Source organism: Streptomyces sp. NBC_00224, assembly GCF_041435195.1.
Classification (GTDB): Bacteria; Actinomycetota; Actinomycetes; order Streptomycetales; family Streptomycetaceae; genus Streptomyces.
The window spans coordinates 8,866,149-8,881,643 of the sequence record NZ_CP108106.1; the positions used below are offsets into that span (position 1 = coordinate 8,866,149).

The window sequence follows — 15,495 nt, forward strand, 5'->3', positions numbered from 1 at the left end:
TGGCGGCAGTGATGCGAGAAGAGAGCCGTGCGCAGTTGCTGGGCGGACCGTGGCTCCGACTGCGCATTCGGTCACACGTGCCAAGCGCCGTCGCCGTTGCGCAGTCCGGATGGGGCCGAGCCTCACAGGGGCGTGGTGGGGGTCATGGTGGGGCGCACCATGACCCCCACCACGGCAGATGGTCGGCTCTGGCCGGTCTGCGTTGCGCCGTCGCTGCCGCGTCCTGGCTGCGCAGACCTCCACAGGCTCAGGAGTACCACGGTAGACAGCACCGACCGCGCCCACCTGATCGACTGGTCATGGGCAGCGGTCGGGCCGCCGTGGGTGGATGGCGCGCTGTGGGCCATGCGGCTCATCTCCGACGGCGGCCACAGCCCCGAACAAGCTCGCCACCAGGCCCAGCGCATCCCGGCGTTCGCCGCCGCCTCACCCCAGGCCGCGCATCTCCTGGCCGACGCCGAAGCCCGCCGCTGGCAGGATCTCAACGACGACGGCGTGCCCGGTGTCGAGTCGGTCACCGAAGGCTCCCGGCTCTGGGCTGACTTCTGGGCTTCGGCGCAGGGGTGAAGGCGCCGGCCGGATTCCGCAGGAGCGTCGCTCGGGAGGCATGGATGTTCGAGGACTGGTCGAACTCCTGGGCCGTGTATCGGAAGTGAATCTTGCACGTAGGGTGTCGGCATGGTGCGTCCTGAAAGCTCCATCAGACCTGCGGGTGCGAGTCCCGCCCGGGTAGGCACCGGAGCGCCCGGTAGCAGGCCCCAGCTCGTCGGAGAGATCCGGCGGGCCGAGCGGGGTGTCAAGAGCCTCTTCGGAGGGAGCAAGAACACGGGCCGCAGCGTCAAGCGAATCCTGCAGCCTCGTCACACTCACGATGGAGAAGCCGAGCCGCTCATGTCACGGCGAAGGCCATGTCCGGCGGGCCCTGTTCCGGGGTCAGCCCGTCGGGTTCTCCCGGGGTAAGGGGAGTGGCACGTGTTCATGGCCTGGTGGGGAACAGGAGAGACCCGTCTGTGCGCGCCCGTCGTCAGGGCAGAGACCGGAGATATAAGCCGATGGTGAAGTTCTCCGGAGTGCAGCGGGAGTCCGAGGGGGTCGTAGTACCGCCGATCGGCGTGCAACATAACGCGCCGGGAGGGAAGGGCCCTCACTTTGATCGCGCTGGCGAAGAGGGTAAGCGCAAGGGCATGACCGGGACCGCCCGGTCCAACCACCCCGACGACGGGCACCCGCAGTGTGCACGAGGACCCGTCCGAGACAACGTGCGAGAACTTCAACGCAAGCTATGGGCTGCTGCAAAGCAGTCTCCGGGCAGACGCTTCCATGCCTTGTTCGACCGTATCCACCGGGGTGACGTCCTGTGGCGGGCATGGGTGCGTGTGCGTGAGAACCGTGGGGCCGCCGGGGTGGATCGGGTAACCCTGGAGGAAGTGGAGCGATACGGAGTACACCGGTTCCTCGACGAACTCCGTGACGCCCTGCAAAACGGCTCCTATCGCCCCGCGCCGGCCAGGCGCGTGGAGATCCCCAAACCCGATGGAGGCAGGCGCCCCCAAGGCGGCGCTGGAGACGGCCCGCGAGATCTTAAGCGGTCTCGGACTGCAACTGCATCCGGACAAGACCCAGGTGATCGATCTCAGGGAGGGCCGGGAAGGTTTCGACTTCCTCGGATGTCATTTTCGCGCCCGCATGTCGGGAAAGCTGTGGGAGCAGAAGCGTGTTCGGCGCTACTACCTGCACCGATGGCCGTCCCAGCGGGCGATGAAACGCATCCGGGAGAAGGTCCGGGACCGAACCGGCCGCAACCGATGCGGGACGGACATCCGTGACGTGATCGCGGACATCAACCCCGTCCTGCGCGGCTGGGGCGGCTACTTCCGGACCGGCAACGCAGCCACCAAGTTCCGCCAGGTTGACGCCTACGTGGAGAAGCGGCTTCTCGGCCTGATGGTCAAGAAGAGAGGTCGCAACCTCCGCGCCGGACAGATCAGGCAATGGACTGGGGACTGGTTCCGCGGGCATGGGCTGTACCGCCTTCGCGGCACGGTCCGATACCCGAAGACCGCGTAACACAACCAAGAAGATCATCGGTAAGCCGTGTGCGGGAAAACCGCACGCACGGATTGAAAGGGGACGGAGGAAACGGGCCCGCAAGGAGCACCGCGCCTCCAACTACCAATGTCGCTGAGCCACATAGCCCTCTCGTCCGGACGCTCAATCGAGCTCACCGAGCTGGGCATGTCCTCGACGTACGGAGGGTTGCTGGAGGGCTACCCGTGCAAGCCCATCAATGACATGAAGGTCAGAGGCCTCCAGTGGCAGGCTGAGCGGGCGTTTCCCTCCACACCGGTCCATCTGGTTGCCCCCTCCCGCGAGTACCCGGACGAGACCGCCAGGGCCTTCGGCCCCGTTGAGGTACTGCCTTCCGTGGCCTGCATCGGGGCCTTCCGCTCGACAGCGGTCGCCCCTGAACTCGACCCGGTGCTGCACCGTTCCGCTCTCACCATGGTCTGGTTCCAGTCCAGCTTGGAGGTTCCGTCGGGCGAGGACGCCGACCTTGTGCTGCGCAGCATTCGCTGGGAGGAGCTGGCGCAGGACTACGAGCTCTAGCGACGGGTGCCAATCCATGGTCAGCCGCTGGCCAGGCTCGCGGTCATGGCCTGAACGTGGTCTGTCCCGAGCAGTCGCCTGCCAATATGGTGACGGGCCTTGTAGGTCGGCATGGGGAGTTGCTGTGGGCGATCACGAGAAGCCGGACGACGGTCAGGGCGACAAGCTGCCGGGGCAGCCGTGGACCCCGCCGCAAGAGCCGCCCACCACGGATGGTGGTGCCCCGGGTGGCGGCGGGAAACACGGCAAGTGAGCTGGCGGGAGCTGGTTGCACGCCTCGCCGGGGATGGTGCGCTGTCGCCAGGATGGCGACCGGTGTTCGAGGAACTGCCGCGGGAGGGGTTCCTGCCCGATGTGGTGTGGCAGCACCACGTGGCCACGGGCACGGTCACGGCGGTCGACCGGAGCGTGGAGCCGGCACGGTGGACTGCTGCGGCCGACTCCGCTGACCCGCTGGTGACGCAGTGGGACGACGGCACACACCAGGGGCTGGAGCAGGGGAGGACGGCGTCGTCATCGGCGTCCGCCCCCTCCGTCGTCGCCGCGATGCTGAAGGATCTCGATGTGCGGCCCGGCCAGCGAGTCCTGGAGGTCGGTACCGGCACGGGCTGGAATGCCGCACTCCTGGCGCAACGGCTCGGCGCCGGGGCGGTGACCACGATTGAGGTGGACCCGGCTCTCGCCGACATGGCCCGCATGTCGTTGGAGCGGCATGGTCTGGGTGGGGTGAGCGTGGTGCGCGGGGACGGCTTTGCCGGATACCGGCCCGGGGCACCGTATGACCGGATCGTCGCCACCTGCGGTGTACGGACCGTCCCGGCCGCCTGGCTGGAGCAGTGCCGGCCGGGCGGGCGGATCGTGGTGCCCTGGGGCACCCCCTTCACCCGCCTGGAGGCCACCGCCCAGCTAACCCTCTCCCAGGACGGCCAGAGCGCGAGCGGGCTGTTCACCGGCCTGGTGCAGTTCATGAGCCTGCGAGCCCAGCGCCAGACCGAACCCGCCTACGGGGACTATGTCACCGCCGAATCCCGGGAGAAGGCAGAACAGAGCACCACCACGCTCACGCTGAACGAGAGCTTCGGAGCAGAGTGGGACATCGGCCGGTTCGTCCTCGGCCTCCTCATCCCCTCCTGCACGGTCCTCTTCGACTCACCGCAAGACGGCCGCCGTCCGGTATGGCTGTGCGGACTCGGCGCGGACCGGTCGTGGGCCTGTGTCCTCTTCCGCGACGACGGCGACGAAGCACCGTCCACGGTCTACCAGTACGGCGACCGCCGGCTGTGGGATGAGGCCGAGCGCGCTCATGCCTGGTGGCGCGACCACGGCGAGCCGGGCCTCGGCCAGCTCGGCCTGACCGTTGACTGCCACGGCCAGCACACGTGGCTGCGAGCCCCGAGTGAGCCTCTGCCCGCCTTCGCTGGCCGTCCCTGACCGGGGACGGCGGCTAGAAGAGGCTGTGTGTCACGCTCTGCTTGACCTGTGGGGAGGTCAACTGGCCGCGGCCTGTCAGAGCGAAAACGCGGACTGCAGCTCGTCGAGGGTCGGAGGTCCCGGATCGCGAACGGGCTGGCCTACGTCGGATGACCAACTGGGACGCCACCCTTCGACGAAATTCGTGAAGTCGTTCCGCAGATACCGGGCATCGGTCGGCTTCAGCCGGATCTGTTGACGGCTGTCAGCCCACCAGATTTCGAAATCGGCAACGGTGCCTTCCACCGGCCATGCCTCGCTCTCCTCCGGTAGCAGCAAGACGTCGACGAAGCCTCCGACGCTCAGGCCGATATCCACGAAGATCCCGATCGCACCAGGTCGGGGAACCTTCACCACCGTTCCCTCGAAGACCTGTCCGAAGCGCAGGTTCTTCCGAATCCGAGCCCACTCGTCATCTGTCACCACGAACGAATCATCGCACCCCTGGCGCTTCCTGATCTGTTCGCGCCTGACTATGACCAGCGACCTAAGGCCGCTCGTCAGCGGCTTCGGCCGGAGGACTGACCGAGCGGTCTGGACTCCTCACCTGGCCGCAGCCGGTTCCGGCTTGTATAAGGTCCCGTCGCGGAGCATCGCGAAGGGGACGTCGGCATTGCGGAGCCACGAGAAAGGTAACTCGGGGGGCGCAGCCTCCCGTGCCGCGTGTCCCTTCGGCCTTTGACCCGTTGTATGCGACGGCGCGACCATCTGGCGCGTCACCGCGTGCGGCACGGCGAGCTTGCGTCGCATCAACGAACCGGAAGGCCTGCGATGACCGAGCAGCCCTGCGCCGAAGGTGATCACCTCCGTACCGTCGCGATGGGACTCGTGGCGGCCTTCGAGAGTCTGGGGGCCGAGCACCAGGCCCTGACGGCAGAGGAGAAGGAGACCACCGCCAAAGAGCGCCAGGGCACCGTGCGCCGCATGGTCCAGTCCATCACGGACGCGAGCCGCACGCTGGTCCACGCGGTCAACCTGCTGGCCCAGGTCCACGGAATGCGGGCCCTGGGCATCGGCAATCAGATGGCGAAGGACGCGGATGGCCGTGCCTACAGCCCCCTCTTCGCCCTCGGCAACCCCGACGAGTTGCTCTACGAGACGGCCTCCTGCGTCCAAGTCGTCGCACGGCGCCTGAGCGAGGCGTACCAGCCGACGAAGAAGTACCCGAGCCTGGCCACCGCCAGGAAGCCGCAGGAGATGAAAACAGTCCTGTCGAGCCTGCGTACAGCGCTCACCGGTCTGTGCGTCGAACTGACTGCCCGCAACCTGACGCAGGACGCTGCCGAATCCGATGAACCGACTGACCCTGACCTGACGGAGGGCATTGTCGAATTCGATGAGTGCATCGCCTTCCTCGATGAGCTGGAGAGCCGGACGTGCGTCGTCCTGCCGGCCCAGGCGGCCGGGCCCACAGCCGACGACGTGACCGCGGCGATCCTCGCCAGTCCGGACATCGCCCGTGCGGCTGCCGCCGCGCTGGAGCGCGCAAGCGCCCGATGACCTAATGCCTCGCCAGCAGTGGCGCCATGTCGCTGCTGGCGGGTGCCGGAGCTCGTGCGGATTCCATGAGGTCGCGGAACTTCTTCTCGGATCCGCAAAGGTGGGCGGCTGGCTCATCCCGTACGTGCCCCACTCGTCTGCATAACGCCAGATATCCGGCAGGCGCGGACACCTGGGGGGCACTCGCCTGACAGGCCTGACGCACGTTCGGCATCCGAGATCAAAGAGGCCGGTGTGGGCACCGGACGCCGGGTGCGGGCGACGGGGGAACGTCCGCACCCGGCACACCCCACGCTAGCCGGGCCACGGCGGTGAGCTGAGCGGAAGCACGGCCCACTGACTGAAATCCACCGTCAGCGAGGGGGATGGCCGGTCCGCAGCAGCCGGGGCTGCTGCGGGGCGTGGTGGCGAGCCGCGCCGTGCCGGCCATCGTGCGGCATCCGGCCCGCAAGGGACCAACGGCCCGTAACCGGGTGCCGCGTCTAGGGGGGAGTGGGCACAGATGTGCTCACTGCTGGGTTCTGCCCCGTCGCTGGGCGTCCTGCGCGAGGAGCCGCTTGCGTTTCCACTGACGGCGCCCGCCCTTGTCGGTGATCGCGTCGGGGGTTTCCAGCAGGGGCAGGTTGCCCTGGGAGAGGCTGCTGGAGAAGGAGTTGACGCTCTTGAATCCCAGCAGTGCCGCGGCTTGCGTCGCTCCCAGGAGCTCGTTGGGGTCGCCGTCGCGGGGGACGTCGGGCAGTGCGGGTGCGGTGCGCTGGGCGCCGGTGCGCTTGCCGCGGCCGGGCCGGGTGGCCATCCAGTCCAGGAGGGTCTGCACGCGCCACCACTGTCGGAGGTAGGGGTGTTCGGGGGTGCCGAGTTCTTCGACGACGTCCGGGTCGGGGAAGTAGCCGGGGTGGTCGCGGACGAAGGTGGTGACCTGGTTGGGGTTCTTGTAGCCCAGGAACCTTGAGGAATCGGCGGCGTTCAGCAGGTCCTGCGGGTCATGGGCGGGCGGGGTGTGCTTGCGCAGTCGTGCCTGCGGCCGCTTGGTGAACCAGTCGGTGACCTGTGCGTGGTCCCAAAGGCGGGCGCGCCCGCGCATGCCGGCGATCTCGGGGAAGCCGTTTTCAGCGCGGTCGTTGTAGAGGCTGCTGATCCGTGCGGGGGTGAGGCCCTGTTCGGCCGCGATCTCGGCAGCGTCGGCCAGGCGAGGCGCGCGGCGCGAGGTCATGGCACGGCTTCCGTCCGGTCGGAGGCGGGCCGGCCCGTCCGGCTCACAACTCACATAATGGCAGGAGTGAAGGTGGGGGTCCAGTGCGCTGCCCAGGTTTTCCCAGGCAGCCTCGGGAGGGCGCTATGGCTCGGGGATCAGGCACACACCGCGGCGGGCCGCGTCTTCGGCCATCTGCGTATAGGCCAGGGCCGCCGGCGTCATCGCCCACTCGGCCAGGGCGAGCAGCAGGATCAGCTCGTCGCGGTCCTGGTCCGCGTCGCACGGCATGCCAGCCGCCGTCGCGGTTGCCAGCAGATCACGGCCGGGCGTCTTGGCGAAGCGGGCCGTCAAGCGGTCGCGCAGGTCGGCGAAGCCCTGCTCGTACAGCCCGCTCGCTTCGCGCAGGAGCAGCTCCAGGTCCTCGCCGTGGCGGGCCGGTGCGGCTGCGGCGAGGTCGAGAATGCGCTGCGTGGTCGTCGTCATCGACAGCAGTATGCCTTTCACCCCGGAGTGCGGGGGATTGCGGGAGGTCGCCTGGGGGAGCAGCCGTCGCATGGCGTGTGCTGGGTGTGCCGGGCCAGGTCGGGCTGTTTGCGGGGCGTGCTGTTGAGTGCGGTGCGGACCTGCTGCTGGAGGGAGGTGAACTCTGGTCCGTCGTCCGGGCAGACGACGCCGGGTTCGGGGGCCTCGCAGGTTCGGGCGTGGCGGATGAGGTCGGTGATGCGCCAGTCGGGCCGGAAGCTGTCCCCCCGTGCTTGCTCGACTTCGGCGTACAGGTCGGCCAGCCGCGGCCGCCGGGCGACAGCCAGCAGCACGTCGCGGCGGGCAGCGAAGACGCAGAGTGAGCAGGAGCAGCGGGAGGTGCCGGACCAGTCGCCCGCGCCGGGCACCGAGTCGTAGGTCCAGCTATAGGGCACGTTCGCGTCGCTGTGCCAGGCCTTGACCGCGGCGGTCGGCCAGTCCTTGATGGGCAGCCACTCGTCCACGACGCGTGCGCCGTTGGCCTGCACGGTGCGCCAGGCCGCACGCTTCCTTCGGTCGGGCCCCTCGTCGCTGCGCAGCCCCATGACCTTGAGAATCCGCACCGGTCGGCCGAGCTCGCGCCGCAGGCGGCGGACGATCGGTGTCCAGGCGCTGGAGACCACGCTCTCCTTGGCGCTCTTGCGGCAGTACGGGCTGCCCAGGCGTGGGAAGCGCCCGTACGCCGCGATCTCGGTCAGCAGTGCGCGCGGCATCCGCGTGCCGTCGGGGCCGGCCATCGTGCGGGTGACCTCCAGGTGCCGGTCGGGAGGTAGCCCGAAGGCGGCGCTGTGCAGGGCGGCGAGCTCGGACACGCCCGGGTAGCGGGTGCCGTCGAAGACGACGGGGGGCCATTCCAGGGCGCCGAGGCTGGAGTGGTAGGAGATCACCCGGGTTTCCACCCCGGCGGCCTGGGCGGCGTCCATGAACACGGCCATCATGGCCGCGCTGTCCTTGCCGCCGGACAGCTGGGGAGCGAGCAGGTCATAGGACGAGAGATCGGGTGTGCTGGAGGGGTGGTTGACGGGGCGCGCAGGCATGTCGGCTCCATGGTGGCCATGGGTGGCTGGTGAGAGGGGAGGGGAAGGGCGGCGGCTCACATTGCTGGTGGTTGGGAGTCGGCCCGCTTGGGGTACGGCCGCACGACGGGCAGACCGATGCCGATCTCCTCCCGTTCGCGGCGGGCCCGGCCGAGCCGGAACACGAAGCGGTGTTCTGTGGACATACGCTGTGTTGCCTCATGTCGTGTTGCGGCTGAGGGAGTCAAGTGGCGTACGAATGGGGGCTTTTCTGGGTTGGTGACGGGGGCGATCCTGTCGGAGGCCGACCCGTCCCTGGCTGGGAGGACTTGGAGGCGCGGGAGCGGGTGCTCGGGCTGCGCGAGCGGCAGCCGATCCTCGTCTCGCCGGATGGCCGGGTGGATCCTCGACTTACTGGCCCTAACAAAAGGCCGTTGATCATGTGACTGTTGGCTTGTCGGCTCGTTGGTTTGGTCATGGTGAACCGTCGGTCGCGGCCGTGGGTGGTGTCGGACGAACTGTGGTCGCTCGTCGAGCCGTTGCTGCCCGTGCCAGGTCCCAAGCAGGTCGAGGGCAGGCCTCGGGTGCCGGACCGGCAGGCGTTGTGCGGGATCCTTTTCGTCCTGCACACCGGGATCCAGTGGGAGTACCTGCCCCAGGAGCTGGGTTTCGGTTCGGGCATGACCTGCTGGCGGCGCCTGGCCGCGTGGAACGAGGCTGGTGTCTGGGACCGTCTGCACGCAGTACTGCTGCGGGAGTTGCGGTCGAAGAACCAGCTGGACTGGTCGCGGGCGGTGATCGATTCCTCCCATGTCCGGGCGGCTCGGCGGGGCCCAAAAGCGGTCCCAGCCCGGTCGACCGGGCACGGCCGGGCAGTAAACACCACCTCATCGTCGACGGCCAGGGCATCCCGCTCGCGGTCTCGCTGACCGGTGGAAATCGCAACGATGTCACGCAGTTGCTGCCCCTGCTCGACAAGATCCCGTCTGTGGCCGGCACGGTCGGACGTCCCCGGCACCGGCCCGACATGCTGTTCGCCGACCGCGGCTACGACCACGACAAGTACCGTCGTCTGCTGTGGGCACGCGGCATCCGGCCCGTGATCGCCAGACGAGGTGAGCCGCACGGCAGCGGCCTGGGTGTTTTCCGCTGGGTCGTTGAGCGCACGATCTCCTGGCTGCACGGCTACCGCCGCCTACGGATCCGCTGGGAACGCCGCGACGACATCCACGAAGCCTTCCTCAGCCTCGCCGCCTGCCTGATCACCCACCGCCACGTCCAACGCCTTTGTTAGCACCTCTTAGTGAGTGCCTGCGCCGCTCGGCGTTCTCGGCCAAGGCGCAGGGAACGCAGGTCACGTACGCCCCGCTTTACCGGCTGTTCTTCACGTTCCTGTGGCAGCGCGGGCTGGACTGGGACGAGGCGTCGGAGGATGACGTCGAGGACTGGGAGGACTGGCGTCGACGAGGGGCGGCGAATCCGGCGCCGGTCGACGGCGGCACGTGGGCGAAGGAGCAGGCGGCGTTGAAGCTGCTGTACGGCATCGCGGCCCAGCGCGGTCTCGTTCCGTCGAACCCGGTGACGCTCGCCTCGCCGTCGGACGTGAAGACCTCGGACGTGAAGTGGTTGTCGCCTCGGGCCTTTCGGCTGTGGCGCAACGTCGGGCTCGGTGGCATGCTGCCGGACGGCCTGGAGGACGAGGCGTGGCGCGGTCGGTCGGCTGGCCGGGATACGGCGTACGCCGACCTGATGTACTCCAGCGGCCTGCGGCGCCGCGAGGGAGGCACCGTGCTGCTCTGCGAGCTCCCGGCGCTTGGGCGACGGAACTACTACGCGGGGCGGGTGGGCCAGGCCGTGGCCAAGCGGGCCGGCTACACCTTCTACGTCGGTCATCCGGCGCTTCAGCGTGTCGAGGGCTACCGGGTGAGCACGCGCGCCTTGGCGGTGGCCCGCGCCCGGCGGCGTGGCGTCTACGACCGGTTGCCCGGCCTGCGCATCATCCAGGGGGTCAGCCGGGCGGGCCGTGTGCAGTGGAAGGGGCGGGACGGGCGTGCGGGCGAGAGCGCGCTGGGGCGGCTGACGGCCGCTGAGCGGATGCGGTTGTTCGTCGAGGGTGAGGACGGCTTGGAGCCGGCGATGCTGTGGCTGACCGAGAGCGGGCTGCCGCTGCGGTACACGAGTTGGACGAAGGTCTTCGAGCGGGCGAGCGACCGGTGCGCGGCCGCGGGGCTCGACGTTTTCGCGACGCCGAAGATGCTGCGGCACTCCATGGCTCTGCGGACGCTGATCGCGCTGCACAACGCGCTGGACCGTCGGCTCGGGCTGACGCCCGCCGAGCGCCTGCACTACGAGGAGGTGTACGGGCAGGTCTGGCTGATGGTCAAGGACATGCTCGGGCACCGCAGCGAGCAGGTGACGCGGGACGTGTACCTGGAGCCGGTGCGTGGGCTGCAGCTGGAGTCGCTGCTCGGCGACGACGACAATCCCGTGAACGCGGAGAGGATCGCGGAGCTGGCGGCCCGTACGGGTCTGATCTTGGACGTGGCGTGAGCGGGCGGGGGCGCCGGGCGGCGCTGCCGCCGACGGACTACCGCAAGGCGCCGGTGCTGGATGCGGACGGCCTGGTCATCCGCCCCGTCAGCGGTGCCGGGAAGCCGCTGGGTGTGTGGGACTTCCGGGACAGCCCCGGCCCCGTCGACTTCCGGCAGGCGCTGGTGGCCGGGCTGGCCGGGCAGGGACGGGGCTGGGGCAGCCAGGACACCTACCAGACGAACGCCAGCACGCTGAGGCTGCTGTTCAAGGACGCGGCGGCGGCCGAGCCACCCGTCGCCGCGACCAGTCAGATCACGGTCGAGTGGTGGAAGCAGTGGACCGGTGACATCCACGTCCGCCGGGTCTTGGCCGCGGTCGTCCGGCGGGCGCCCGGGGTGCCAGAGGCGACCCGGGTGTTCCTGCAGACGCCGCGGCGCCGGCCGCCGGCCCGGCGAGGACGGCCGCGCAAGCAGGCGCACACCAGGGAGGAACTGCGCCGGATCAGGGACGCGGCCGCCGCGACGGTACGTGCAGGGCGGTTGCGGATCGCGGCGAACACCGCGGTCCTCCAGCGGTGGCGGGCCGGGGCGATCGAGCGCTGGGACGGCGACTGGCCCCTCGGGGAGGTGCTGGACGTGCTGGCCCGCACCGGCGACCTTCCGCGCTACCCCAACAGTGCCGACCGCGCGGTGACCGCGTACGCGGATCGCGCGTGCGGCTTCGAGGGCAACGCCGCCTCGCTGAGCCGACTCTTTCCGACGCCGGCGGAGATCGGGGCGGCGGCCGTGCTGCTGATCGCGCACGGGGCGTGGAACCAGTCGGTGCTCAAGAAGATGGATGTGCCTACTTGGTGGCCGAACGCGGACCGCGAAGACCCCGCCGTGCACCAGGTCGACACGGATAAGGCCCGGCGCGGACGGCGCCGGCACGCGAGCAACATGCTCGTCGACGTCGGGGAGGGGTCCAGCGGCCGGGCCCTGCGGCACGTGTTGGAGCTGACCGCGCCGGCCCGGGTCACCCTGGAGGCGCTGGGCCGGCCCGCGACGAAGCTGCTGGTCGGCCACCGCGGCTTGGGTGGAGCTGAGAATCTGCGGGACCACGAGGTCGGCAAGGCCCTGGAGGGCGCGATCCGGCGCTGGCAGCAGCAGGTCCGCGACGGCGGCGTCGACCTGCCCGCTCGGGTGCACGCCCAGGCGCTGCGCCACAGCGCGCAGGCGCACCACGGCCGTGCCCGCAACAACACCCAGGCCACCCACGAGCGGGATTACCAGCTGGAGGACGAGGACGTCCGTACCGCCTCGCGCGGCGCGGTGGAGCTCGGACTGGCCCAGGCTCTGGCCTCCGCCCGGCAGACGGTCGCCATGCGCCTGGTCGAGGAGGTCGACGCCGCTGGCGAGGTGAGCGCCGAGCTCGTGGCCAAGGAGGCCGGGATCGACCTGGAGGTGGCGCGCCGGATCCTGGCCGGCCGGCTGCGCACCCCGGTCGCCTCATGCGCGGACTTCCTCAACTCCGACCACACCACGGCCGGGATGCCGTGCGCGGTGTCGTTCCTGCTGTGTTTCGCCTGCCGCAACGCGGTGGCCACCGGCCGCGACCTGCCCCGCATCGCCTACCTGCACCAGGCGCTGGAGTCCCTGCGCTCGGCCGTGACGCCGACGGTGTGGGCCGCGGACTGGGCGACACACCACGCGCGGATTGGCGACTTCCTCACCACCTACACCACCACCGACGCGCGGCCCCAGCTGGTCGCCGCCGTGGCCGACAGCGAGCGGGAGCTGATCCACGCGATGCTGGAACGGAGGCTCGACCCGTGAACGCTTCCTCGCCCCTGCCCGCTGGCCCGGAGGTCGTCGACCCGGCCCCGGACGCCTTCGTCTTGCCGTTCAACCGGCTGCGGCCCGGCTTCGACCCCGAGCAGCTGCCGCGCTTTCGCGATCTGGCCTGGCGCCTGGCGCTGATCAGCCCCAGGGAGTCGAACCGCTCACTGGTCATCGACTGGAGCCGCTGCCCCGCCGGGCTGCGGCCCGGCGTGATGCGCGCGGCCTTCGCCGAGCTGAACGTCCCAACCCCGGCGGTGCTGCTCCAGCAGCGGGCCTCGCGCTCCACCACCCAACCGGGCACCCTGCGCCACAACTTCCAGATCTGGATCCGTCTCGCCTCCTGGCTCGACGGGCGCGGCATCACCGAACTCGCACAGGTCACGACCGGCGACCTGGAGGCCTACGCCGAGCAGCTGCGCCCGCTCGGCCGCCGGTGGCGCACCGACGCCAAGGCCCTTTGGGTGATCTCACGGCTATGGGCATACGCCCCCTACCTGCCCGAGAGCGACCGCCTGGTCATGCCGCCTTGGGAGGACCCGGGCGCGGTCATGTCCGACTTCCTCGGCACCAATGACGACACCCCGGACGGCGAGAACAGCGTCGCGATCGTGCACCCGGCAGTCATGGCCCCACTGCTGGTGTGGGCGCTTCGCACGGTCCTGGACCTGGCACCGGACATCCTGACCGCCGCCCGCGAGCACCGTCGGCTGCTCGCCGCCATTCCCGCCCGCGCCCCGCTCGGCGGCACCGAGACCACGGTGGCCTACCTGCGCGGCCTGCTCGCGGCCAGCGAGAAGCTGCCCTCCAGCGGTGCGCCCGGCGCCACCGCCGTACGCGCCCGCTACGGCGGTGCGTTGCCACCGATGGCCAACACCTTCCTGGCCGGCACCCTCGGCGTGACCACCTCCCAGGTCGCGCGCGCCCGCGGCATCCTGTCCGGCGAGCTGACCCCGAACGACTTCGGCCCCGCACCGCGCCTCGACGTTCAGCTCGCCGCCCGGATCGGCGCAGTCCCGTGGCGAGAGGCGATCGGCTTCGATGACGTGGACGTGCTGGTGCTGCACCTGTCCACCGCCGCCCTGATCTGCTGCGCTTACCTTTCCGGCATGCGGCCCGAGGAAGTCTTGGCCCTGCGCCGGGGCTGCTGCACGCGCGTGGAGCGCGATGACGGCACCGTACGGTTCGAGGTCCGCGGCCGGCACTTCAAGGGCGTGCTGGACGAGGACGGCAACGCGATCGGCGAAGGCGAAGTGCGAGCGGACCCGTGGATCGTGCTGGAGCCCGTCGCGCGCGCCATCGCCGTCGTCGAGGAACTCGAAGACGGCGAGCAGCTGTTCACCCGCACCCTCTACCGGTACGCCAAGGGCACCTGCATGCCCCGCACCGGCCTGTCCTCCGACACAGCCGTGGAACGGATCCGAGCCTTCACCGCCTGGGCCAACCAGCTCGCCGCCGCCCACGACCGCCCCCACGAGCTGATCCCGGACGACCCGGACGGCGCCGTCGCCCTGCGCCGCTTCCGCCGCACCATCGCCTGGTTCATCTACCGCCAGCCCGGTGGCCGGATTGCGCTCGCGGTGCAGTACGGGCACGCGGCCACCGCCATGTCGGAGTCCTACGCCGGCCGCTCGAAGGCCGACATGCTCGAGGTACTGGACCAGGAGAAGGGTCTGGCCCTGGCCGAGACCCTCACCGAGGCCAGCGAACGCCTCGCCGCCGGCGAGAAGGTCAGCGGCCCGGCCGCCGACCGCTACCGCGCTGCGGCCGCCGAGTTCTCCGACTGCTACGCCGGGACCTACCTCGGACGACGCGAACTGCGCGCGCTGGTCGCCAACCCCCGCCTCCAGGTCTACGAGGACCCGAAGGCGTTCCTGACCTGCAACCACGACGCGTTCACCGCGCTGTGCAACCCCGACCGCGACCGGGCGGGCGACGGCGGTCGCAGCACCCCCGACCACTCCCGCTGCCACCCGGCGTGCGCAAACATCAGCCGCACCGACAGCCAAATCACCGCCCTGCGCACCGAGGTCGCGCGGATCGACGCGGACGCCGACGCTGGCCTCGACCCCTACCCCATCGCCGCCCGCGAACAGCAGCGCAAGGATCACCTCACCGCCATCATCCGCCGCCACGACGCGCAGCAGCCCGCCGGCAACCACGCCCAGGAGCGACGATGAACACCCCCACCGCTGCCGCCCCCGGACCGCACGACGGCGCGGCGCTGGCCCAGCTCGTCGGCGAGGCCCTCACCCACGTCCAAGGCCACGCCGACACCGAGGACGCCGCAGAGGCGCAGGCCATCACCGACGCCATGGTGCGCCTGCTGATCGGCGCCCCGCTGCATTCCGACGGCAAACTGACCATCGTCTCCCTGGCCATCGAGGCCGGACTGCGCCGCAACAAGCTCACCCACAAGCACACCGGCCTCAAGGACCTGTTCTACGCCCTGGTCAAGGCCCGCACCCCCGTCCCCGAAGCGCTGCCCGACTCGGCGCGAGCCCGCGCGGCCAAGCAGGAACAGGACCTGGCCCGCGTCCGCGCCGAACGCGACGATCTGCGCGGACAGACGCAGCTCCTGGTTCGGATCGTCCACGTCCTGGAGATCGAGAACAGCAAGCTCAAGGAGACCAACGCGGCCCTGGAACAGCAGGTGGCCGCCCAGGCCTCGGTCCCCGATCTCAGCCGGCGGCGTCGTCCCTGACCTTGGCGTCAATCGACGGCGGGTGCCGTGCTGTGCCGTCGCCTCGGTGGCCAAGACCAGAGCGGGCATTACCCCAGCAACGCGGTGGCCGGCAGCACGACGACCTGCCACCCCGCCGCGTTACCGCACCCC

The 15,495-nt window shown here is 70.1% G+C and carries 16 protein-coding genes; 11 read left to right on the plus strand and 5 right to left on the minus strand.

Going from position 1 to position 15,495, the window contains the following annotated elements:
- Window positions 1-159 precede the first annotated feature (159 nt).
- From OG965_RS39675 to OG965_RS39695, 5 genes are all read left to right on the plus strand, one after another.
- Window positions 160-567, plus strand: coding sequence for a hypothetical protein (locus tag OG965_RS39675; RefSeq protein WP_371647847.1), 408 nt, complete (start codon window positions 160-162; stop codon window positions 565-567).
- Window positions 568-1,533: 966 nt separating this feature from the next.
- Window positions 1,534-2,067 carry a group II intron maturase-specific domain-containing protein gene (locus OG965_RS39680; protein ID WP_371647846.1) on the plus strand — a complete coding sequence of 178 codons (534 nt, stop codon included), beginning with the start codon at window positions 1,534-1,536 and terminating at the stop codon, window positions 2,065-2,067.
- A gap of 108 nt (window positions 2,068-2,175) precedes the next feature.
- Window positions 2,176-2,607, plus strand: coding sequence for a hypothetical protein (locus OG965_RS39685; protein ID WP_371647844.1), 432 nt, complete (start codon window positions 2,176-2,178; stop codon window positions 2,605-2,607).
- A gap of 124 nt (window positions 2,608-2,731) precedes the next feature.
- A complete protein-coding gene (locus OG965_RS39690) occupies window positions 2,732-2,860 on the plus strand; it encodes a hypothetical protein (RefSeq protein ID WP_371647842.1) in 129 nt (42 codons plus the stop codon).
- Between the two features lie 62 nt (window positions 2,861-2,922).
- The gene (locus OG965_RS39695) at window positions 2,923-4,038 is read left to right on the plus strand and encodes a methyltransferase domain-containing protein (protein WP_371647840.1); all 1,116 of its coding nucleotides are present in this window, start codon (window positions 2,923-2,925) and stop codon (window positions 4,036-4,038) included.
- 75 nt (window positions 4,039-4,113) lie between these two features.
- Here the strand turns inward: OG965_RS39695 and OG965_RS39700 are convergent, their stop codons facing one another.
- Window positions 4,114-4,503, minus strand: a complete 390-nt coding sequence (locus OG965_RS39700; protein ID WP_371647838.1) for a hypothetical protein — start codon at window positions 4,501-4,503, stop codon at window positions 4,114-4,116.
- A gap of 345 nt (window positions 4,504-4,848) precedes the next feature.
- Here OG965_RS39700 and OG965_RS39705 point away from each other — a divergent pair, with 345 nt between their 5' ends.
- Window positions 4,849-5,577: a hypothetical protein gene (locus OG965_RS39705; protein WP_371647836.1), complete on the plus strand. Its 729-nt coding sequence runs from the start codon at window positions 4,849-4,851 to the stop codon at window positions 5,575-5,577.
- 508 nt (window positions 5,578-6,085) lie between these two features.
- Here OG965_RS39705 and OG965_RS39710 read toward each other — a convergent pair.
- The 4 genes from OG965_RS39710 to OG965_RS39725 form a co-directional block, all read right to left on the minus strand.
- A complete protein-coding gene (locus OG965_RS39710) occupies window positions 6,086-6,790 on the minus strand; it encodes a hypothetical protein (protein WP_371647834.1) in 705 nt (234 codons plus the stop codon).
- A 123-nt stretch (window positions 6,791-6,913) separates the two neighbouring features.
- Entirely contained in the window at window positions 6,914-7,255 is a 342-nt protein-coding gene (locus OG965_RS39715; RefSeq protein ID WP_371647832.1) for a hypothetical protein, read from the minus strand.
- A gap of 17 nt (window positions 7,256-7,272) precedes the next feature.
- Window positions 7,273-8,331, minus strand: a complete 1,059-nt coding sequence (locus OG965_RS39720) for a phosphoadenosine phosphosulfate reductase (protein WP_371647830.1) — start codon at window positions 8,329-8,331, stop codon at window positions 7,273-7,275.
- 56 nt (window positions 8,332-8,387) lie between these two features.
- Window positions 8,388-8,516 carry a hypothetical protein gene (locus OG965_RS39725; RefSeq protein ID WP_371647828.1) on the minus strand — a complete coding sequence of 43 codons (129 nt, stop codon included), beginning with the start codon at window positions 8,514-8,516 and terminating at the stop codon, window positions 8,388-8,390.
- Between the two features lie 270 nt (window positions 8,517-8,786).
- On the opposite strand from OG965_RS39725, the gene OG965_RS39730 reads away from it, so the two are divergent.
- The 5 genes from OG965_RS39730 (at window position 8,787) to OG965_RS39750 (ending at window position 15,363) form a co-directional block, all read left to right on the plus strand.
- Window positions 8,787-9,604 (plus strand): IS5 family transposase gene (locus tag OG965_RS39730; RefSeq protein ID WP_371656799.1). Its coding sequence is split into 2 segments (ribosomal slippage): window positions 8,787-9,116 and window positions 9,119-9,604, totalling 816 coding nucleotides; the frame shifts between segments, so codons are not numbered across the junction.
- A complete protein-coding gene (locus OG965_RS39735) occupies window positions 9,598-10,860 on the plus strand; it encodes an integrase (RefSeq protein WP_371647826.1) in 1,263 nt (420 codons plus the stop codon). The genes OG965_RS39730 and OG965_RS39735 overlap by 7 nt, the downstream gene beginning before the upstream one ends.
- Window positions 10,857-12,656, plus strand: coding sequence for a hypothetical protein (locus OG965_RS39740; protein WP_371647824.1), 1,800 nt, complete (start codon window positions 10,857-10,859; stop codon window positions 12,654-12,656). Before OG965_RS39735 ends, OG965_RS39740 begins: the two co-directional genes overlap by 4 nt.
- Window positions 12,653-14,839 (plus strand): hypothetical protein, encoded by a 2,187-nt coding sequence (locus OG965_RS39745; RefSeq protein ID WP_371647822.1) that lies wholly within the window; start codon window positions 12,653-12,655, stop codon window positions 14,837-14,839. The genes OG965_RS39740 and OG965_RS39745 overlap by 4 nt, the downstream gene beginning before the upstream one ends.
- Window positions 14,836-15,363, plus strand: coding sequence for a hypothetical protein (locus OG965_RS39750; protein ID WP_371647820.1), 528 nt, complete (start codon window positions 14,836-14,838; stop codon window positions 15,361-15,363). Before OG965_RS39745 ends, OG965_RS39750 begins: the two co-directional genes overlap by 4 nt.
- Window positions 15,364-15,495: the final 132 nt, after the last annotated feature.

Bases quoted from the DNA above. Each gene is read 5' to 3' on its own strand.
- OG965_RS39675 (WP_371647847.1), top strand. From the start codon at position 160: ATGACCCCCACCACGGCAGATGGTCGGCTCTGGCCGGTCTGCGTTGCG.
- OG965_RS39680 (WP_371647846.1), top strand. From the start codon at position 1,534: ATGGAGGCAGGCGCCCCCAAGGCGGCGCTGGAGACGGCCCGCGAGATC.
- OG965_RS39685 (WP_371647844.1), top strand. From the start codon at position 2,176: ATGTCGCTGAGCCACATAGCCCTCTCGTCCGGACGCTCAATCGAGCTC.
- OG965_RS39705 (WP_371647836.1), top strand. From the start codon at position 4,849: ATGACCGAGCAGCCCTGCGCCGAAGGTGATCACCTCCGTACCGTCGCG.
- OG965_RS39710 (WP_371647834.1), bottom strand. From the start codon at position 6,790: ATGACCTCGCGCCGCGCGCCTCGCCTGGCCGACGCTGCCGAGATCGCG.
- OG965_RS39715 (WP_371647832.1), bottom strand. From the start codon at position 7,255: ATGACGACGACCACGCAGCGCATTCTCGACCTCGCCGCAGCCGCACCG.
- OG965_RS39720 (WP_371647830.1), bottom strand. From the start codon at position 8,331: ATGCCTGCGCGCCCCGTCAACCACCCCTCCAGCACACCCGATCTCTCG.
- OG965_RS39725 (WP_371647828.1), bottom strand. From the start codon at position 8,516: ATGTCCACAGAACACCGCTTCGTGTTCCGGCTCGGCCGGGCCCGCCGC.
- OG965_RS39750 (WP_371647820.1), top strand. From the start codon at position 14,836: ATGAACACCCCCACCGCTGCCGCCCCCGGACCGCACGACGGCGCGGCG.